This window comes from Modestobacter sp. Leaf380 (assembly GCF_001424485.1).
Classification (GTDB): domain Bacteria; phylum Actinomycetota; class Actinomycetes; order Mycobacteriales; family Geodermatophilaceae; genus Klenkia.
In genome coordinates this window covers 47,114-64,613 of sequence record NZ_LMQC01000019.1, presented here as the reverse complement: position 1 = coordinate 64,613, position 17,500 = coordinate 47,114, and the positions used below count along the sequence as shown (strand labels likewise).

At 73.3% G+C, this 17,500-nt stretch carries 13 protein-coding genes; 5 read left to right on the top strand and 8 right to left on the bottom strand.

Features of this window, described 5'->3' with window-relative positions; all coding sequences use genetic code 11:
- The first annotated feature begins 52 nt into the window (after positions 1 to 52).
- The gene (locus ASG41_RS12745) at positions 53 to 322 is read left to right on the top strand and encodes a DUF2277 domain-containing protein (RefSeq protein ID WP_056295247.1); all 270 of its coding nucleotides are present in this window, start codon (positions 53 to 55) and stop codon (positions 320 to 322) included.
- 106 nt (positions 323 to 428) lie between these two features.
- On the opposite strand, the gene ASG41_RS12740 is transcribed toward ASG41_RS12745, so the two are convergent.
- The 3 genes from ASG41_RS12740 to ASG41_RS12730 form a co-directional block, all read right to left on the bottom strand.
- Positions 429 to 1,550, bottom strand: coding sequence for an NDMA-dependent alcohol dehydrogenase (locus tag ASG41_RS12740; protein WP_056295244.1), 1,122 nt, complete (start codon positions 1,548 to 1,550; stop codon positions 429 to 431).
- Positions 1,551 to 1,688: 138 nt separating this feature from the next.
- The gene (locus ASG41_RS12735) at positions 1,689 to 2,429 is read right to left on the bottom strand and encodes an SDR family oxidoreductase (protein ID WP_056295240.1); all 741 of its coding nucleotides are present in this window, start codon (positions 2,427 to 2,429) and stop codon (positions 1,689 to 1,691) included.
- A 154-nt stretch (positions 2,430 to 2,583) separates the two neighbouring features.
- Complete coding sequence (locus tag ASG41_RS12730) at positions 2,584 to 4,572, bottom strand: PTS mannitol transporter subunit IICBA (RefSeq protein ID WP_056295236.1); 1,989 nt, start codon at positions 4,570 to 4,572, stop codon at positions 2,584 to 2,586.
- Positions 4,573 to 4,883: 311 nt separating this feature from the next.
- Here ASG41_RS12730 and ASG41_RS12725 point away from each other — a divergent pair, with 311 nt between their 5' ends.
- Positions 4,884 to 5,942, top strand: coding sequence for a zinc-dependent dehydrogenase (locus ASG41_RS12725; RefSeq protein WP_056295233.1), 1,059 nt, complete (start codon positions 4,884 to 4,886; stop codon positions 5,940 to 5,942).
- A gap of 172 nt (positions 5,943 to 6,114) precedes the next feature.
- Here ASG41_RS12725 and ASG41_RS12720 read toward each other — a convergent pair whose 3' ends face one another.
- Positions 6,115 to 7,029, bottom strand: coding sequence for a hypothetical protein (locus ASG41_RS12720; RefSeq protein ID WP_056295230.1), 915 nt, complete (start codon positions 7,027 to 7,029; stop codon positions 6,115 to 6,117).
- A 78-nt stretch (positions 7,030 to 7,107) separates the two neighbouring features.
- On the opposite strand from ASG41_RS12720, the gene ASG41_RS12715 reads away from it, so the two are divergent.
- Positions 7,108 to 9,429, top strand: a complete 2,322-nt coding sequence (locus ASG41_RS12715) for a pyruvate dehydrogenase (protein WP_056295226.1) — start codon at positions 7,108 to 7,110, stop codon at positions 9,427 to 9,429.
- 19 nt (positions 9,430 to 9,448) lie between these two features.
- On the opposite strand, the gene ilvA is transcribed toward ASG41_RS12715, so the two are convergent.
- The 3 genes from ilvA to ASG41_RS12700 form a co-directional block, all read right to left on the bottom strand.
- On the bottom strand, positions 9,449 to 10,690 hold the full coding sequence (gene ilvA, locus ASG41_RS12710; RefSeq protein ID WP_056295223.1) for a threonine ammonia-lyase IlvA: 1,242 nt from the start codon (positions 10,688 to 10,690) through the stop codon (positions 9,449 to 9,451).
- A 103-nt stretch (positions 10,691 to 10,793) separates the two neighbouring features.
- Complete coding sequence (locus ASG41_RS12705; protein WP_056295220.1) at positions 10,794 to 11,720, bottom strand: oxygenase MpaB family protein; 927 nt, start codon at positions 11,718 to 11,720, stop codon at positions 10,794 to 10,796.
- Between the two features lie 170 nt (positions 11,721 to 11,890).
- On the bottom strand, positions 11,891 to 12,772 hold the full coding sequence (locus tag ASG41_RS12700) for an SDR family oxidoreductase (RefSeq protein WP_200938857.1): 882 nt from the start codon (positions 12,770 to 12,772) through the stop codon (positions 11,891 to 11,893).
- Positions 12,773 to 12,836: 64 nt separating this feature from the next.
- On the opposite strand from ASG41_RS12700, the gene ASG41_RS12695 reads away from it, so the two are divergent.
- Positions 12,837 to 16,211: a pyruvate carboxylase gene (locus ASG41_RS12695; protein WP_056295217.1), complete on the top strand. Its 3,375-nt coding sequence runs from the start codon at positions 12,837 to 12,839 to the stop codon at positions 16,209 to 16,211.
- A 103-nt stretch (positions 16,212 to 16,314) separates the two neighbouring features.
- A complete protein-coding gene (locus ASG41_RS12690) occupies positions 16,315 to 16,527 on the top strand; it encodes a hypothetical protein (protein WP_056295214.1) in 213 nt (70 codons plus the stop codon).
- A 47-nt stretch (positions 16,528 to 16,574) separates the two neighbouring features.
- On the opposite strand, the gene ASG41_RS12685 is transcribed toward ASG41_RS12690, so the two are convergent.
- Positions 16,575 to 17,459 (bottom strand): oxaloacetate decarboxylase, encoded by an 885-nt coding sequence (locus tag ASG41_RS12685; protein ID WP_056295210.1) that lies wholly within the window; start codon positions 17,457 to 17,459, stop codon positions 16,575 to 16,577.
- Positions 17,460 to 17,500 lie beyond the last annotated feature (41 nt).

Here is a 17,500-nt window from a genome sequence, read left to right as displayed (position 1 = left end):
TGCCCTGGTGGAGGTTCCCTGCGCCGGGGCACTCCACCTAGGGTCCGGGGGCATGTGCCGCAACATCAGGGTCCTGCACAACCTGGAACCGGAGACCACGCCCGACGAGGTGGACGCCGCCGCGCTGCAGTTCGTCCGCAAGGTGTCCGGGTCGGTGAAGCCCTCCCAGGTCAACCAGGAGGCCTTCGACCGGGCGGTGGCCGACATCGCGCACGCCACCCGGCACCTGCTGGCCGACCTGACGACGTCGGCACCCCCGCGCGACCGCGAGGTCCTCGCCGCCCGCGCCCGCGAGAAGGCCGCAGCCCGCTACGCACGCTGAGGGCCCGGGACGTGGTCCCGGGCCCTCAGGTGACGTGATGGAACGGCCTCGTCGCAGGGTCCCGTACCGCGCGGAGCGTGGTGCGGGGGGGCGACGAGGTCCTTCCTCAGTCGAAGACGATGACGCCGCGGATGTTCTTGCCGGCGTGCATGTCCTCGTAGGCCTCGGTGACCTGGTCCAGCGTGTACTCCTTGGTGATCAGCTCGTCGAGCTTGAGCTGGCCGGCCTGGTACATGCGCAGGAGCTTCGGGATGTCCGAGTGTGGCGACTGGGCGCCGATGATCGCGCCCTGCAGGCGCTTCTGCATGAGGGTCAGGTCGAACATCGAGATCGGGGACATGTCGGTCATGGCGCCCAGGCCCGTGGCGACGACGGTGCCGCCCTTGCGGATGGAGGCCAGGCCCTGGGCGGGGTGCTCGGGCTTGAGCACGCCCACGGTGATCAGGGTGACGTCGGCGCCCTGGCCCTGGGTGATCGACTGGGCGTAGGCAGTGGCCTGGTCCATGTCCTCGAACACGTCGGTGGCGCCGAACTCCTGCGCCATCTCGCGCTTGAAGGGGGTCGGGTCGACGGCGATGATGCTGGTCGCGCCGGCGTGCTTGGCGCCCTGGACGGCGTTGATGCCGATGCCGCCGATGCCCATGACGATGACGACGTCGCCGGGCTTGACCCCGCCGGCCTCGACCGCGGTGCCCCAGCCGGTGGGCACGCCGCAGCCGACGAGGGCGGCGGACTTGAGCGGGATGTCCTTGTCGATCTTGATGACCGAGGCGACGTCGGCGGTCGTGTACTCGGAGAACGTGCTGATGCCGCACATCTGCCCGACGTTCTCGCCGTCGAGCTTCATCCGGAAGTCCTCGGCGTCGTCGGCGCGGGAGCCGACGAGCAGCAGGGCGCCCTTGTCGCAGAGGTTGAAGTCGCCGCGGCGACAGGCCATGCACTGGCCGCACGAGGGGACGAAGGAGAAGACGACGTGGTCGCCCTCCTCGAAGCCGGGGGTGTCGGGGCCGACCTTGGTGATGACGCCGGAGCCCTCGTGGCCGCCGCAGAACGGGTAGGTCATGACCTGCAGGTCGCCGGTCTGGAGGTGGTCGTCGGAGTGGCACAGCCCAGAGGCGGCCAGCTTGACCTGGACCTCGCCGCGACGCGGGTCGTCGAGCTCGAGGGTGACGGTCTCGTAGGACCCGGGGGACGAACGGATGATCGAGGCGCGAGTGGTGGTGGGCATCGTTGCTCCTGTGCTTCGCTCGAACTGGGTGGCACCTGGTGCCACGTGCAGGTGTGACCATAAACGCATCCGTTGAGTCGTGGTGACCCCGGTCACCTGGGCATCTCCGGGACTGCAACGTCGAGCAACGCAGGAGGGTCAGAGACCGCCCGCCACCCGGACCACCGTGCCGGTCGTGTAGCCGGCGTCGGGGCCCATCAGCCAGACCACGGCGGGGGCGATCTCGGCCGGTTCCCCGGCCCGGCCCATCGGTATCCGGGCGACGACCCGGGCGGGGCGGTCGGCGTCCCCGGCGCCGGCGTGGATGTCGGTGAGCACCAGGCCGGGGGCGACGCCGTTGACCCGCACGCCGGCCGTGGCCAGCTCCTTGGCCAGCCCGACGACGAGTGCATCGACGCCGGCCTTGGCCGCGGCGTAGTGCACGTACTCGTGCGGGGAGCCCAGGGTCGCCGCCGAGGAGGAGATGCAGACGATGGCGCCGCCGGGTCCGCCGCGGTCGGTTGACAGCAGCTGGGCGGCTCGGCGGCAGCACAGCACCGCGCTCAGCAGGTTGGTGTCCAGCACGGTGCGGACGACGTCGACGGGGGTGTCGGCGAGGTCGCCCAGGTGCGCGGTGAGGCCCGCGTTCGCGACCAGGCCGGTGACCGTGCCCAATGGGGTGTCGAAGAGCCGGTCGACGTCGTCGGGGTCGGTGACGTCGGCCCGCACCGCCACGGCCCGCGCCCCGGCCGCCTCGGCGTCGGCGACCACCCGGGCGGCGGCGTCCCCGTCGGCCCGGTAGCCGACGACCACGTCGTGTCCGGCCCGGGCGAGCGCGGCGACGGTGGCGGCGCCGATGCCGCGGCTGCCGCCGGTGACGACGGTGAGGGGTCGGGTCATGCCCCCATGCTCCCGCGGCCTCAGCATGGGATCCCTCGCATACCGGTGGCGGCTCCAGCTGTATGCGGGGGATCCCATGCCGGGGCGTCGCGGGGGTGGGGACGCAGAACGGCCCCGGTCCGCAGGGACCGGGGCCGTTCGCGTGCGGTGCCGACTACGCCGGCTGCATGCTCCCGAGGACGGCGAGCACGTCGTCCGGGGTGCGGGCGGCCTCGAGGCGGGCGACCTGGGCGTCGTCGGTGAAGACCTCACCGATCCGGCCGAGCAGCTTCAGGTGGTCGTCGCCGGCGCCGGCGATGCCGATGACGAACTTGACCTGCTTGCCGTTCCAGTCCACGCCCTGCGGGAAACGGACGAAGGAGATCGCCGACCGCCTGATGGAGGGCTTGGCCTCGTTGGTGCCGTGCGGGATGGCCAGCAGGTTGCCCATGTAGGTCGACACCGAGGTCTCCCGCTCGTGCATGGCCCGCACGTAGGAGGCGTCCACGGCGCCGGCGGCGACGAGCAGCTCACCGGCCTGGCTGATCGCGGCGGCCTTGTCGCCGGCGGCGTCCAGCACGATCGACTCGCGGGACAGCAGGGAGCTGTCCACGCCGCCGCTGGTGGTGGCGGCCGCGGTCTGGGCGCTGCCACCGCCGTTGCGCTGGCGGAGCAGGTCGACGATCTCGTCGTACCGCGGGCTGGCCATGAAGTTCTCCACCGAGACGTGCGCGGCGGAGGGGGTCTTCGGCTGGGCGCGGGCGGTGAGGTCCTGGTGGGTGACGACGAGGTCGGCGTCGTCGGTCAGGTTGCTGATGGCCTTGTTGACGACGGTGACGTCGCCGAACCCGGCGCCGTGCACCTTCTTGCGCAGCACCGAGGCGCCCATGGCCGAGGAACCCATGCCGGCGTCGCAGGCGAAGACGATCGAGTGGATCGGCCCGGTGGTCCCGGTGGACGAGCCGCCGAGCATGCCGGCGACCGAGGACTTCTTGCCCTTCGCGGCCTCCATCTGTGCGGTGGCGGCGGACAGGTCACCGTCGTCCGGGGTCTTGTCGATCTTGAGCAGGAACGCGGCGACGACGAACGAGACGCCGGCGGCGACGATCACCGAGGCGGTGACGCCGAGCAGGCTGCTCGGGGGCGAGGCGGCCCAGACGGCGATGATCGAGCCGGGCGAGGCGGGGGACCGCAGGCCCGAGCCGAAGGCGACGTTGGTGGCGACGCCGGCCATGCCGCCGAGGATCACGGCCGCGACCAGCTTCGGCTTGGCCAGCACGTAGGGGAAGTAGATCTCGTGGATGCCGCCGACGAACTGGATGAGGATCGCGCCGGGGGCCGAGGACTTGGCGGCGCCGCGGCCGAAGAGCGCGAAGGCCAGCAGCAGGCCCAGGCCCGGTCCGGGGTTGGCCTCGAGCAGGAAGAGGATCGACTGGCCGGCGCTGGCGGCCTCGTTGGTGCCCAGCGGGGTCAGGATGCCCTGGTTGATGGCGTTGTTGAGGAACAGGATCTTCGCGGGCTCGATGAAGATCGAGGTCAGCGGCAGCAGGTTGTTGCTGACCAGGGTGTCCACGACGTTGGACGCCAGGTTGGAGAAGGCCTGCACGAACGGGCCGGCGATCACGAAGCCCACGACGGCGAGGAAGCCGCCCCAGATGCCGGCGGAGAAGTTGTTGACCAGCATCTCGAAGCCGGGGCGGATCTTGTGCGCCCACAGGCCGTCGAGCTTCTTCATCGACCAGCCGCCGAGCGGGCCCATGACCATGGCGCCCAGGAACATCGGGACGCTGGCGCCGGTGATGGCGCCCATGGTCGCGATGGCACCGACGACGCCGCCGCGGAGGTTGTCGTTGTACATCATCCGGCCACCCGTGTAGCCGATGAGCAGCGGCAACAGGTAAGTGATCATCGGGCCGACGATGCCGGTGCCGTCGGCGCCGGAGCCCCAGGCGCCGAGCTTCTCGACGAAGCCGTAGCCGCCCTGGTGGCCCAGGGCGTCGCCGATGAGGGTGATCCAGCCGGTCTCGATGAAGAGCGCGGTGATCAGGCCCCAGGCGATGAACGCCCCGATGTTGGGCAGCACCATGTTCGACAAGAAGGTGCCGAACCGCTGCACGTGCAGCCGGGCTCCTCCTCGGGGCGCTGCCTCTGTGGTGCTGGCCATGGTGAGCCTTCCTCCGTGGGGGCCGCGGGCGCCTCGATCGGCGGTGTCCCGGGCCCGGGTCTTGAGTGTGGTGCAGTCCTGTGACCACAGTCACGGATCTGCGTATGCGTTTGTATACGGGCGCACGGCTGCGGTCAAGGGCCTAGAGTCAAGCCGTTCCGGATCGAAGCAAACGTAGTCGGAAATAGGCTCTGTTGCGGTTCCGGAGAAGTGGCTCGGGAACGCGCCACTACAGTGATCGCCGACACATGCTCGACGAGCGATGCGTGGAGCGGCGACCGGCTCTCGACCCACCCCTGTGGAGGACACCCATGAAGGCCCTGCGGTTCTACGCCCCCGAAGACGTCCGCCTCGAGGACGTGCCGGAGCCCGAGTGCGGGCCCGGTGAGGTCAAGATCGCGGTGAAGAACTGCTCCACCTGCGGCACCGACGTCAAGATCTTCCACAACGGGCACCAGAACCTGACCCCGCCGCGGACGATCGGCCACGAGATCGCCGGCGAGGTCGTCGAGGTCGGCGCCGACGTCAACAGCACGCACGGCAGCAGCTGGGCCCCCGGTGACCGCGTCCAGGTCATCGCCGCGGTGCCCTGCGGGGAGTGCCACGAGTGCCGCAAGGGCTGGATGGCCGTCTGCCAGAACCAGACCTCGGTGGGCTACCAGTACGACGGTGGCTTCGCCGAGTTCATGATCGTCCCGCAGCAGGTCCTCAAGGTCGACGGCCTCAACCGGATCCCGGACAACGTCGGCTACGACGAGGCCTCCGCCGCCGAGCCCTTCGCCTGCGCCATCAACGCCCAGGAGCTGCTGGGCATCGAGGAGGGCGACACCCTCGTCGTCTTCGGCGCCGGCCCCATCGGCTGCATGCACATCCGCATCGCCCGCGGCGTGCACAAGGTCGGCAAGGTGTTCCTGGTCGACGTCAACGCCGAGCGGCTGCAGATGTCGGCCGACGCCGTCCAGCCCGACGAGACGATCAACGGCGCCGAGGTCGACGTCGTCGAGCGGGTCATGGAGCTGACCGGCGGCCGCGGTGCCGACGTCGTCATCACCGCGACCGCGGCCAACGTCACCCAGGAGCAGGCCATCGCGATGGCCGCCCGCAACGGCCGGATCTCCTTCTTCGGCGGTCTGCCCAAGACCAACCCGACGATCACCTGCGACTCCAACGTCGTGCACTACCGCCAGCTGCACATCCACGGCGCCAACGGCTCGGCCCCCGAGCACAACAAGCGCGCCCTGGAGTACATCTCCACCGGTCAGGTCCCGGTCAAGGACCTGATCACCGCGCGCCTCCCGCTGGAGCGCGCGATGGAGGCCTTCGACATCGTCAAGGCCGGCACCGCCATCAAGGTGACCGTCGAGCCCTGACGCAGTACGGACGAACGCCCCGGGTGCCCGCCGCCCCGGGGCGTTCGTCGTCTCCGGCGGGGGGCGAGCGTGGATCAGGGGCGTTCACCGGAGTCCGTCCTCCCTCGGGACGTGTCGTGAGGGTGGACGGACTCTGATCAGGGACCCTGATCAACGCTCGCCGCCCGCGGGGTCAGCCCGAGACGCGCTTGTACGGGTCCAGGGGTGCGGCACCGCCGGCGAGCACCAGTGCCGACCAGGCGTCCAGCTGCTCGGTGAGCGCGGGCAGGTCCTCCCCGACGGGGGTCAGCACCCGGTCCATCGCGGCGTCGGTCTGCGCCTCGATCCGGTCGCGCTCGGTCTGGCCGAGCGGGGTGAGCGCGCCGTCGGCGACCCAGCCGCGGGCGGCCAGGTCGGCGCCGGCGGCGGCCATCACCTCCGGGGACCAGCCGCGGGTGCCGGCGTAGGCGCCGGGCTCCCAGCCCACCCAGTGCTCGGTCACCAGGTTCATCTGGACGCCGCTGAGCCCCGCGGCCACGTTCGCCGCCTGGTGCACGTCGCCGCGGTGCTCGCGCAGCAGCGAGGTCGCGTGCCACAGCGCACCGAGCGGGTCCGCCGGCCACTCCAGCGAGGCCAGGCCCGCGGTCAGCGGCCGGCCCGCCACATCGGCGACGACGAGGTCGGTGGCCCGACGCAGCTGTGCCACCGCCGTCTCCACCTCCCGGGTGGGGACGTCGGCCAGCAGCTCCCGCAGCGACTCCACCGCACCCCGCTCCCGGGCGGCGAGGACGTGGTCCCGGCCGGCCAGGGCCCGCGCCTGGTCGTACAGCGACGTCACCAGGCCGGGCTCGAACACCCCGAACGCGGCGACGACGACCGGCGCCGTCGGCTCGCCCATCGGCGCGGTCCGCGCCCAGACGTAGCCGGTGAGGAACTCCAGGCCCAGCGCCTCCAGGGCGGCGTAGGCGGGGCGGCCCCAGAAGCCGACGGTCGCCAGCGGCTCGGCGGCGTCGCGCAGCCGCCGGGCCGGGGTGTCGGGCACCCGGGGGGCGGGGCGTCCGGGCGCGGGCTCCCCGAGGAAGGCGGTCTGGAGCTCGGCGTAGTCCATCGGGCCCTCCGGGTCTGGGGGTGTGGCGCAGGCCACCTGGGCGCAGCGTAGAGCCGGTCGCACTGGGATGCTGGGCCCATGACCGCCACCCTCGGCGCCGCTGCCGACACCCGTCCCGACGCCGCCCTGCGTGAGGTCGAGGAGCGCGTGCTGTGGCTGGCCAGTGCGATCGTCGACCACGCGAACCGGGTGCGGCCGAACCCGTCGGGGCTCAAGGTGGGCGGCCACCAGGCGTCGAGCGCCTCGATCACCACGATCATGACGGCGCTGTGGCTGGAGGCCCTGGGCCCGGAGGACCGGGTGTCGGTGAAGCCGCACGCCTCGCCGGTGCTGCACGCCCTGGAGTACCTGCTCGGCCAGCTGCCGGCGGAGAAGCTGACGACGCTGCGCGAGTTCGGTGGTCTGCAGTCCTACCCCTCGCGGCTCAAGGACCCGGTCCCCGCCGACTACTCGACCGGCTCGGTCGGCATCGGGGCCACCGCCCCGATCTGGGGTGCGATCGCCCGCCGGTACGTCAACACCCAGTTCGGCACCGGCGGTGCCGGTCGGCAGTGGTCCCTGGTCGGGGACGCCGAGCTGGACGAGGGCGCGGTGTGGGAGGCCGTGGTCGACCCGATGGTCGCCGAGCTGGGCGAGGTCGTCTGGGTGGTGGACCTGAACCGGCAGTCGCTGGACCGCGTCGTCCCCACGATGGGCGCCGCCCGGCTGCAGGGCATGTTCGCCGCGGCCGGCTGGCAGGTGCTGACGGTGAAGTACGGCGCGCTGCTGGAGGAGCTCTTCACCCGGGACGGCGGTCCGGCGCTGCGCGACCGGATCGACACCATGACCAACCCCGAGTACCAGCGGATGCTGCGCCGCACACCCGAGGAGCTGCGCCAGCACCTGCCCGGTGAGGGCCACGGTGCCGACGACGTCGCCCGGCTGATCGCCGACGTCCCCGACGCCGACCTGCTGGCCGCGGTCCGCAACCTGGGTGGCCACGACCTGACGGCGCTGCGGACGGCGTTCGCCCAGATCGACGACACCCGCCCCACCGTCGTGCTGGCCTACACGCTCAAGGGCTACGGCCTGGCCACCGAAGGGCACCCGCAGAACCACTCGGCGCTGCTCACCGAGGCCCAGCTGCACGAGCTCGCCGCCCGGGTGGGCGTGGACCCGGCCGACCCGTGGGCCCGGCTGGAGCCCAGCTCCCCCGGCGGCCGGCTGCTCGCCGCCGCGGCTGACCGGCTGGGGCGCACCGACCACGAGGGTGCCCCGGCGCCGTCGGTGCCGGGCGACCTGGGCCGCACCCCGTCGGGGACGGCGACCACCCAGGCTGCGCTGGGCCGCACCCTGCTGGACCTCAACCGGGCCGCCCCCGAGGCCGGCGCCCGGGTGGTCACGGTCAGCCCGGACGTGTCCTCGTCCACCAACCTGGGCGGCTGGGTGAACAAGGTCGGCGTCTGGTCGGCCGAGGACCGGCACGACTGGTTCTCCGACGACCCCGAGACGATCCTGCACTGGCGGGAGCGCCCGTCCGGGCAGCACATCGAGCTGGGCATCGCCGAGGTCAACCTGGTGTCGCTGATGGGCGAGCTGGGTTCCACGTGGAACCGGTGGCAGCAGCCGCTGCTGCCGATCGGCGTCATGTACGACCCGTTCGTCTCCCGGGCCCTGGAGCCCTGGAGCTTCGGCGTCTACGCCGGCGGGCAGTCGATCCTGGTGGGGACGCCGTCCGGGGTGACGTTGGCCGGCGAGGGTGGCGCGCACCAGTCGATCACCACGCCGTCCATCGGCCTGGAGCAGCCCGGCGTGGTCACCTACGAGCCGGCGTTCGCGCTGGACACCGAGTGGTGCCTGCTGGCCTCGCTGGGCCGGCTGGGCCGCCCCGACGGCACCTCGGCCTACCTGCGGCTGTCCACCCGGCCGGTCGACCAGACCCTGGCCGCGGTGCCCGAGGACCCGGCTGCCCGGGAGCGCCGCCGTCGCCAGGTGGTGGCCGGGGCCTACGCGCTGCGCCGTGTCGCCGCCCCCGCCGTCACCGTGGTGACGATGGGCGCGATGGTCACCGAGGGCCTGGCCGCCGCCGACAGGCTCGGCGGGCTGGGGTTCCCGGCCGACGTCGTCGTCGTCACCAGCCCGGGCCTGCTGTTCCGTGCGCTGCAGGCCCGCCGCGGTCAGGACGACGCCGCCACCGCCGTGCTGGACCAGGTGTTCCCCGCCGACCGCGCCGTCCCGATGGTCACCGTGCTCGACGGCCACCCGCACACCCTGGCGTTCCTGGCCGGCGTCCACCGGGTGCCCGCGGTGCACCTGGGCGTCACCCGGTTCGGGCAGTCCGGTGACCTGGCCAGCATCTACCGGCACCACGGCATCGACACCGACGCCATCGTCGGCGCCGCCCTGGACCTGGTGGACTGAGGACGCCGCGACGGCGGCCTCAGACCAGGAAGCGGTAGGCCGTCGTCCCCGGGGCCAGGTGCTCGATCTTGAGCGGCCCGGCCTCGATCCGGCCCAGCAGCGGGGCCAGGCCGTCGACGCTGCCCAGCTCGATGCCGGTGAGCGCGGCGCCGGTCTCCCGGTTGTCCCGCTTCACGTACTCGAAGAGCACGATGTCGTCGTCCGGGCCGAGGACCTCGTCCAGGAAGCGGCGCAGCGCCCCGGGCTCCTGCGGGAACTCGACCAGGAAGTAGTGCTTGAGCCCGCGGTGCACCAGCGATCGCTCGACGACCTCGGCGTACCGGCTGACGTCGTTGTTGCCCCCGGACAGCAGGCACAGCACGGTCTGCCCCGGCTCCACGACGACCGCGCCCGAGGTCAGGGCCGCGCTGGCCAGTGCCCCGGCGGGCTCGGCGATGACGCCGTCCACCTGGTACAGCTCGAGCATCTCGGTGCAGATGGCGCCCTCGGGCACGGTGACCAGCTCGACGCCGGCGTCACGGACCAGCGGGTAGGTGACGTCGCCGGCCCGGCGGACGGCGGCGCCGTCGACGAAGGTGTCGATGTCGGCCAGCGTCACCGGCTCGCCCGCAGCGAGGGCGGCGGCCATGTTGGCCGCGCCGACCGGCTCGACGCCGACGACGCGGGTGCCGGGCGCGTGCTCGGCCAGCCAGGTCGCGCAGCCGGCCAGCAGCCCGCCCCCGCCCACCGGCAGCACGACGACGTCGGGCACGAACGGCAGCTGGGACAGCGCCTCGACCGCGACGGTGGCCTGCCCGGCGACGGTGGACAGCGCGTCGAACGCGGGCACCAGCGTCGCCCCGGTGCCGGCGGCGTGCGCGGCGGCGGCCCGGGCGGCGTCGTCGTAGGTGTCGCCCTCGACGACCAGGGTGACGGCGTCCCCACCGAGGGCGGCGATGCGCTGCCGCTTCTGCCTGGGCGTCGTCCCGGGCACGAACACGTGCCCCCGGACGCCGAGGGTGCGGCAGGCGTGCGCGAAGCCCTGGCCGTGGTTGCCGGCGCTGGCGGTCACCGCGGTGGAGCCGGCCGGGAGCTGCGCGATGGTGTTGTAGGCGCCGCGCACCTTGTAGGAGCGGCCGACCTGCAGGTCCTCGCGCTTGAACCAGACGTCGGCGCCGGTGACGGCCGACAGCCGGTCGTTGCGCTGCACGGGCGTGGTCACCGCGACCCCGGCCAGCCGCCCGACGGCAGCCCCGACCTCGGCGGAGAAGGAGGAGGTCACCGGCCCATCCTCCCCGCCCGCTTCCTGTTGATCATCGTCAGGTGGTCGCGCGCCGCGCTCGGGAGGGCGTGTCGGGGCGACCACCGCACGATGGTCGACGGGGTCAGGCGGCCCAGGCGGGGGCGGGGCCGGTGCCCAGGCGCCAGCGGGCGGCCTCCTCCGACGGGCTGTGCGAGCCCAGGGCCAGGTTCAGTCCGCGCAGCTGCGCCGTGGTGACGGCGAGCTGGCCGCGCTCGCGGAGCCCGCGCACGGCCCGACCGGGGACGCCGGCCAGTGGGGCGATGGTGGGGGAGACCAGCAGCGCCGCCCCGCCGGAGAACCCGGAGTAGACGACCCGCTCGGGGGCGGACAGCCCGGGCGGTGCGGACAGGAACGCCAGCAGGTCCGCGGGCACCGGCTCCAGGGTGGGCGCGTACTGCGCGAGGGCCTGGGCCAGCTCGTCCCGGGAGTGCGGCAGGTCGGTGGCGCCCAGGGCCTCGGCGGTGCGGGCCCAGTCGTGCACGTAGGTGTCGCCCCAGCGCGGGCCGAAGCGGCTCATGTCCCGGCCGACGGCGGTCTGGGCGGCCAGGAAGGCGTCGGTGAAGGCCAGGTGCACCCAGCGCAGCAGGTCCGGGTCGCCGGCGGAGTAGGCCCGGCCGTCGTCCAGGGTGCCCTTCACGCGGCGGTGCATGCCGCGGACCCGGGCGGACTCCCGCTCGGCGAGCTCCGCGGAGCCGAAGGTGCTGACCACCAGCCAGCGGGCGGTGCCGGCCAGCCGCTTCCACGGGTCCTCGCGGTAGGCCGAGTGCCGCTGGACGCCGGCCAGTGCGAGCGGGTGCGCGCCCTGCCCGAGCAGCGCGGCCACCCCGCCGACCAGCGTGGACAGGTCCCCGTGCACCCGCCAGACGACGCCGTCCGGGTCGAACCAGCCGTCGCCCTCACCGACCCGGGCGATGTCACGCACCCAGTCCGGGGCGCCGGTCGGGTCGCCGGACACCCGGCCGCGGAACGCCGCCCGCGCGGCGTCGGCGAGGTCACTGGGCTTCCACACCCACCCATCGTGCGGGTTCGCACCCGCCCGGGCCCGCCCAGCCCGCGGTGATCACGGGGTCGTCGTCATCCGACACGCCGTGGACGGCGTGTCGACCGGCGACGACCCCATGATCACCGGCGGCAGGGGGCCGGCGGCAGGGGCCTGGCGGGAGGGGGCCTGGCGTGGGGTCAGATGTCGCGCCAGGGGCCGGTCTTGTCGTTCTTCTCCGGGCGGGACTCGAAGACGTTGCCGTCGGTGGCGGGCACGGAGTCCCGGCTCATCCCGAACACCTTGAGCAGCGGCCCGACCAGGGTGTCGAAGACCGGCGGCAGCAGCCGGTACCCGGCGATGATCAGCGGGTTGGCGATGCCGGACTGCTTGAGCCGGCGCGGGTTCTCGGCGACAGCGAGGATCGCCCGGCCCACGCGGGTGGGGGAGTACACCGGGGGCGGTGGGTGTCCGGTGTTCCCCAGCACTGTCGCGGCCTGGTAGTAGATCGGGGTGTTGACGCCACCCGGCGAGACGGCGGAGACGTGGATGTCGCGGACGTCGCGGGTCTCCTGCTGCAGGGTACGCACCAGCCCGAGCTGGCCCCACTTGGCGGTGGCGTAGGCGCCCATCGTGGGGGCGGTGATCGAGGCCAGCAGCGAGCTGACGACGACGAGGTCGCCGCGGCCCTGCCGGCGGAACTGGGCGAGCACCGGGCGGGCGACGTTGGCGGTGCCGTGGATGGCGGTGTCCACGACCTGCTCGAACACCTCGGCGCGCAGGTCCTCGACGTCGCCGTAGGCCATCACGGTCGCCGAGTGGACGACGAGGTCCAGGCTGCCGAACCGCTCGACGGTGCGGCGGACGACGTCCCCGAGCCCGGCCCGGTCGTTGACGTCGCAGGGTTCGACGACGACGTCGGTCGCCCCGGCGGCCCGGCACTCGGCGGCGGCGTCCTCGAGGGTGCCGCGGTCGCGGGCCAGCAGCACGAGCCGGGCACCCTCCTCGGCGAGCAGCAGGGCGGTGGCCCGGCCGATGCCGCTGGAGGCGCCGGTGATCAGGGCGGTGCGTGAGGTCTCCACACCTCCGGAGCTACCCCGACCGATACCGTGCCCACACCCCGTTGCTCTGCTGAGAGGTCGACGCGTGTTCTCCAAGGTCCTGGTCGCCAACCGCGGGGAGATCGCCGTCCGGGCGTTCCGCGCCGCCTACGAGCTCGGGGCGGGCACGGTCGCCGTCTTCCCGCACGAGGACCGGAACTCGGTGCACCGGCTGAAGGCCGACGAGTCCTACGAGATCGGCGAGCCCGGGCACCCGGTGCGCGCCTACCTCGACGTCGCGGCCGTGGTGGCGGCGGCGCAGCGGGCGGGTGCGGACGCCGTCTACCCCGGCTACGGCTTCCTGTCCGAGAACCCGGACCTGGCCGCGGCCTGTGCGGACGCCGGCATCACCTTCGTCGGGCCCAGCGCGGCCGTGCTGGAGCTGACCGGCAACAAGGCCCGGGCGATCGCCGCGGCGAAGGCCGCCGGGCTGCCGGTGCTGGGCTCCACCGACCCCACCGACGACGTCGACACCCTGCTGGAGCAGGCCCGGGAGATGGCCTACCCGCTGTTCGTGAAAGCGGTCGCCGGCGGTGGCGGGCGCGGCATGCGCAAGGTGGACGACGAGGGTGCGCTGCGCGGGTCCATCGAGGCCGCGATGCGGGAGGCCGAGTCGGCGTTCGGCGACGCCACGGTGTTCATCGAGCAGGCGGTGGTGGACCCGCGGCACATCGAGGTGCAGATCCTGGCCGACACCCAGGGCAACGTCATGCACCTGTTCGAGCGGGACTGTTCCGTCCAGCGCCGGCACCAGAAGGTCATCGAGCTGGCGCCCGCGCCGAACCTGCCCCAGGAGCTGCGGGAGCGGATGTGCGCGGACGCCGTCGCCTTCGCCCGGGCCATCGACTACACCTGCGCCGGCACCGTGGAGTTCCTGCTCGACGCGAGCGGCCATTACGTCTTCATCGAGATGAACCCGCGGATCCAGGTGGAGCACACGGTCACCGAGGAGGTCACCGACGTCGACCTGGTGCAGTCCCAGCTGCGGATCGCCGCCGGTGAGTCCCTCGCCGACCTGGGGCTGAGCCAGGAGACGGTGCAGCTGCGCGGGGCGGCCCTGCAGTGCCGGATCACCACCGAGGACCCGGCCAACGGGTTCCGCCCGGACACCGGCCGGATCACCGCCTACCGCTCACCCGGCGGCGCCGGCGTCCGGCTGGACGGCGGGTCCTCCCTGGGCGCCGAGGTGGGGGCGCACTTCGACTCGATGCTGGTGAAGCTGACCTGCCGCGGCCGGGACTTCGACATCGCCGTGGCCCGGGCCCGCCGCGCCGTCGCCGAGTTCCGCATCCGCGGCGTGTCCACGAACATCCCGTTCCTGCAGGCCGTGCTGGACGACCCGGACTTCCGCGCCGGCCGGGTGACGACGTCGTTCATCGAGGAGCGCCCGGAGCTGCTCACGGCGCGGCAGTCCGCCGACCGCGGCACCCGGCTGCTGACCTACCTGGCCGACGTGACGGTGAACCAGCCGCACGGCGAGCGCCCGCACCTGGTGGACCCGATGTCCAAGCTGCCCGCGGTCGAGCTGGTCGGGGAGCCGCCGGCGGGGTCCCGGCAGCGGCTGGCCGAGCTGGGCCCGGAGGGGTTCGCGGCGGCGCTGCGCGCCCAGGAGGCCCTCGCCGTCACCGACACGACGTTCCGGGACGCCCACCAGTCGCTGCTGGCGACCCGGGTGCGCACCAAGGACCTGCTGGCCGTCGCCCCGCACGTGGCCCGGACGACGCCGCAGCTGCTGAGCCTGGAGGCCTGGGGCGGGGCGACGTACGACGTGGCGCTGCGCTTCCTGCACGAGGACCCGTGGGAGCGGCTGGCAGCGCTGCGCGAGGCGGTGCCCAACGTGGCGCTGCAGATGCTGCTGCGCGGGCGGAACACGGTGGGCTACACGCCCTACCCGACCCAGGTGACGACGACGTTCGTGGCCGAGGCCGCCCGCACCGGCATCGACGTGTTCCGGGTGTTCGACGCCCTCAACGACGTGTCCCAGATGCGTCCGGCGATCGAGGCGGTCCGGGAGACCGGGACGGCGCTGGCGGAGGTGGCGCTCTGCTACACCGGCGACCTGTCCGACCCGGCCGAGCAGCTGTACACGCTGGACTACTACCTGCGGCTGGCCGAGCAGATCGTCGAGGCCGGCGCGCACGTGCTGGCGATCAAGGACATGGCCGGTCTGCTGCGCCCGCCGGCCGCGGCCACCCTGGTGACGGCGCTGCGGGAGCGGTTCGACCTGCCGGTGCACCTGCACACCCACGACACCGCCGGCGGCCAGCTGGCCACCCTGATGGCGGCCTGGCAGGCGGGTGTGGACGCCGTCGACGGCGCCGTGGCGTCGATGGCGGGCACCACCAGCCAGCCGCCGCTGTCGGCGATCGTGGCCGCCACGGACCACACCCCGCGGGCGACCGGACTGGACCTGACCGCGGTCAACGACCTGGAGCCGTACTGGGAGGCCGTCCGGCGGGTGTACGCGCCCTTCGAGTCCGGGCTGCCCAGCCCGACCGGGCGGGTCTACATCCACGAGATCCCCGGTGGCCAGCTGTCCAACCTGCGCCAGCAGGCGATCGCGCTGGGCCTGGGGCAGCGGTTCGAGGAGGTCGAGGACGCCTACGCCGCGGCCGACCGGCTGCTCGGGCACCTGGTGAAGGTGACGCCGTCGTCCAAGGTGGTGGGCGACCTGGCGCTGCAGCTGGTCGGCGCCGGGGTCGACGTCACCGCGTTCGCCGAGGACCCGGGGAAGTTCGACGTCCCGGACTCGGTGGTCGGCTTCCTGCGCGGCGAGCTGGGCGACCCGCCCGGCGGCTGGCCCGAGCCGTTCCGCACCCGCGCGCTGGAGGGCCGGCGCGCCGCCGAGCCCGCGGCGGAGCTGTCCGAGGAGGACCTGGCCGGCCTGGCGGAGACGCCGCGGCCGACGCTGAACCGGCTGCTCTTCCCCGGGCCGACGAAGGAGTTCGACGCGCACCGGGAGACCTACGGCGACACCTCGGTGCTGCCGTCCAAGGAGTTCCTCTACGGCCTGCGCCGCGGCACCGAGCACGCGGTCGACCTGGAGCCCGGGGTCCGGCTGCTGATCGGGGTCGAGGCGGTCAGCGACGCCGACGAGCGGGGCATGCGGACCGTCATGTGCACCCTCAACGGCCAGCTGCGCCCGGTGAGCGTGCGGGACCGGTCGGTGGACTCGGCGGTCAAGGCCGCGGAGAAGGCCGACCGTGCCGACGCCGGCCAGGTGCCCGCGCCGTTCGCCGGCGTCGTGACCCTGCAGGTGGCCGAGGGCGACCAGGTCGCTGCCGGGGACACGATCGCCACCATCGAGGCGATGAAGATGGAGGCCGGCATCACCGCGCCGCAGGCCGGGACGGTGTCCCGGGTGGCGATCAGCGCGGTGCAGCAGGTCGAGGGCGGTGACCTGTTGGTGGTGCTGCGGTAGCCCGACCGGGTGGGACGGCGTGGCGATCCGTTCTTTTCCGTTCCGGAGGCCTCACGCTGTGTCGTGCCACACCGAGTGGCACGACACGAGAGACGGTGTCCCCATGACGTCAGCCGCAGTCCCCCTGGACCACCTGACGCACGTGTTCGGCCGGCTCCAGCGCGTGCTGGGTACCGGCGCCCCCGCCGAGGACGCCGCCGTGGCGGTGGTCCACCGGTTCCGGACGACGGCCGAGCCGGCCTGGCTGCGTGGGCGTCCGGACGCGCTGCGGTTGGACGTGCTGACGGTGTCGGCGATCCTGGCCTCGCGTCGCTGACGGAGTGAGAGGGGCGCGGGAACCGCGCCCTCCCACTCCACAGGCGCTCAGGTCGCGAAACGGGCCTCGTCGGCGCGGAGCTCGGGCAGGCCGATGGTCTGCAGGAACCCGTCGAAGTCGCCCATCGGCGCCCCGGCGGTGGACGACGTCTGCTTCAGCGTCGACAGCGCCGCCTGCATGGCGTGCGTGGCGGCCAGCAGCGTGCTGATCGGGAAGAGCACCAGGGAGAACCCCAGTTCGGCGACCCGGTCCATGGTGAGGCCCTCGGTCTGGCCGCCCTCGACCCAGTTGAAGAGCAGGTGGTGGCCGGCCAGCTCGGTGGCGACCAGCTCGACGTCCTCCGCCGTCCGCGGGGCCTCGACGAAGAGCACGTCGGCGCCGGCGTCGGCGAAGCGCAGCGCCCGGTCGATCGCGGCGCGGGTGCCCTCGACCTGGGCGACGTCGGTGCGGGCGATGACCACCAGGTCGGGGTCGGTGCGCGCGGCGACGGCGGCCCGCACCTTGGCCACGGCCTCCTCGACGTCGATGACGGCCTTGCCGGCCATGTGCCCGCAGCGCTTGGGCGAGACCTGGTCCTCCAGCTGCAGCCCGGCGATGCCGGCCTGCTCGTACTCCCGCACCGTGCGGACGACGTTGAGCGCGTTGCCGTAGCCGGTGTCGGCGTCGGCGATGAGCGGGACGTCGACCGCCTGGGCCATCCGGCGGGCGTTGTCGGTCATCTCGGCCCCGCCGAGCAGTCCGACGTCCGGGCGCCCGAGCAGGGACGCCGACGTCCCGAAGCCGGTCATGTAGACGACGTCGAAACCGGCCTGCTGCACCAGCCGGGCGCTCAACGCGTCGTAGGCGCCCGGCGCGATGAGCGGCGTGGGGGCTGCCAGCAGCTCACGCAGCCGGGCACGCGGGTTCGGGCGGGGGGCGACGAACGAGCTCACGGGGGTCCTCTCGAGTGTCGGTGGAGCGGGAGGGGCGCGAG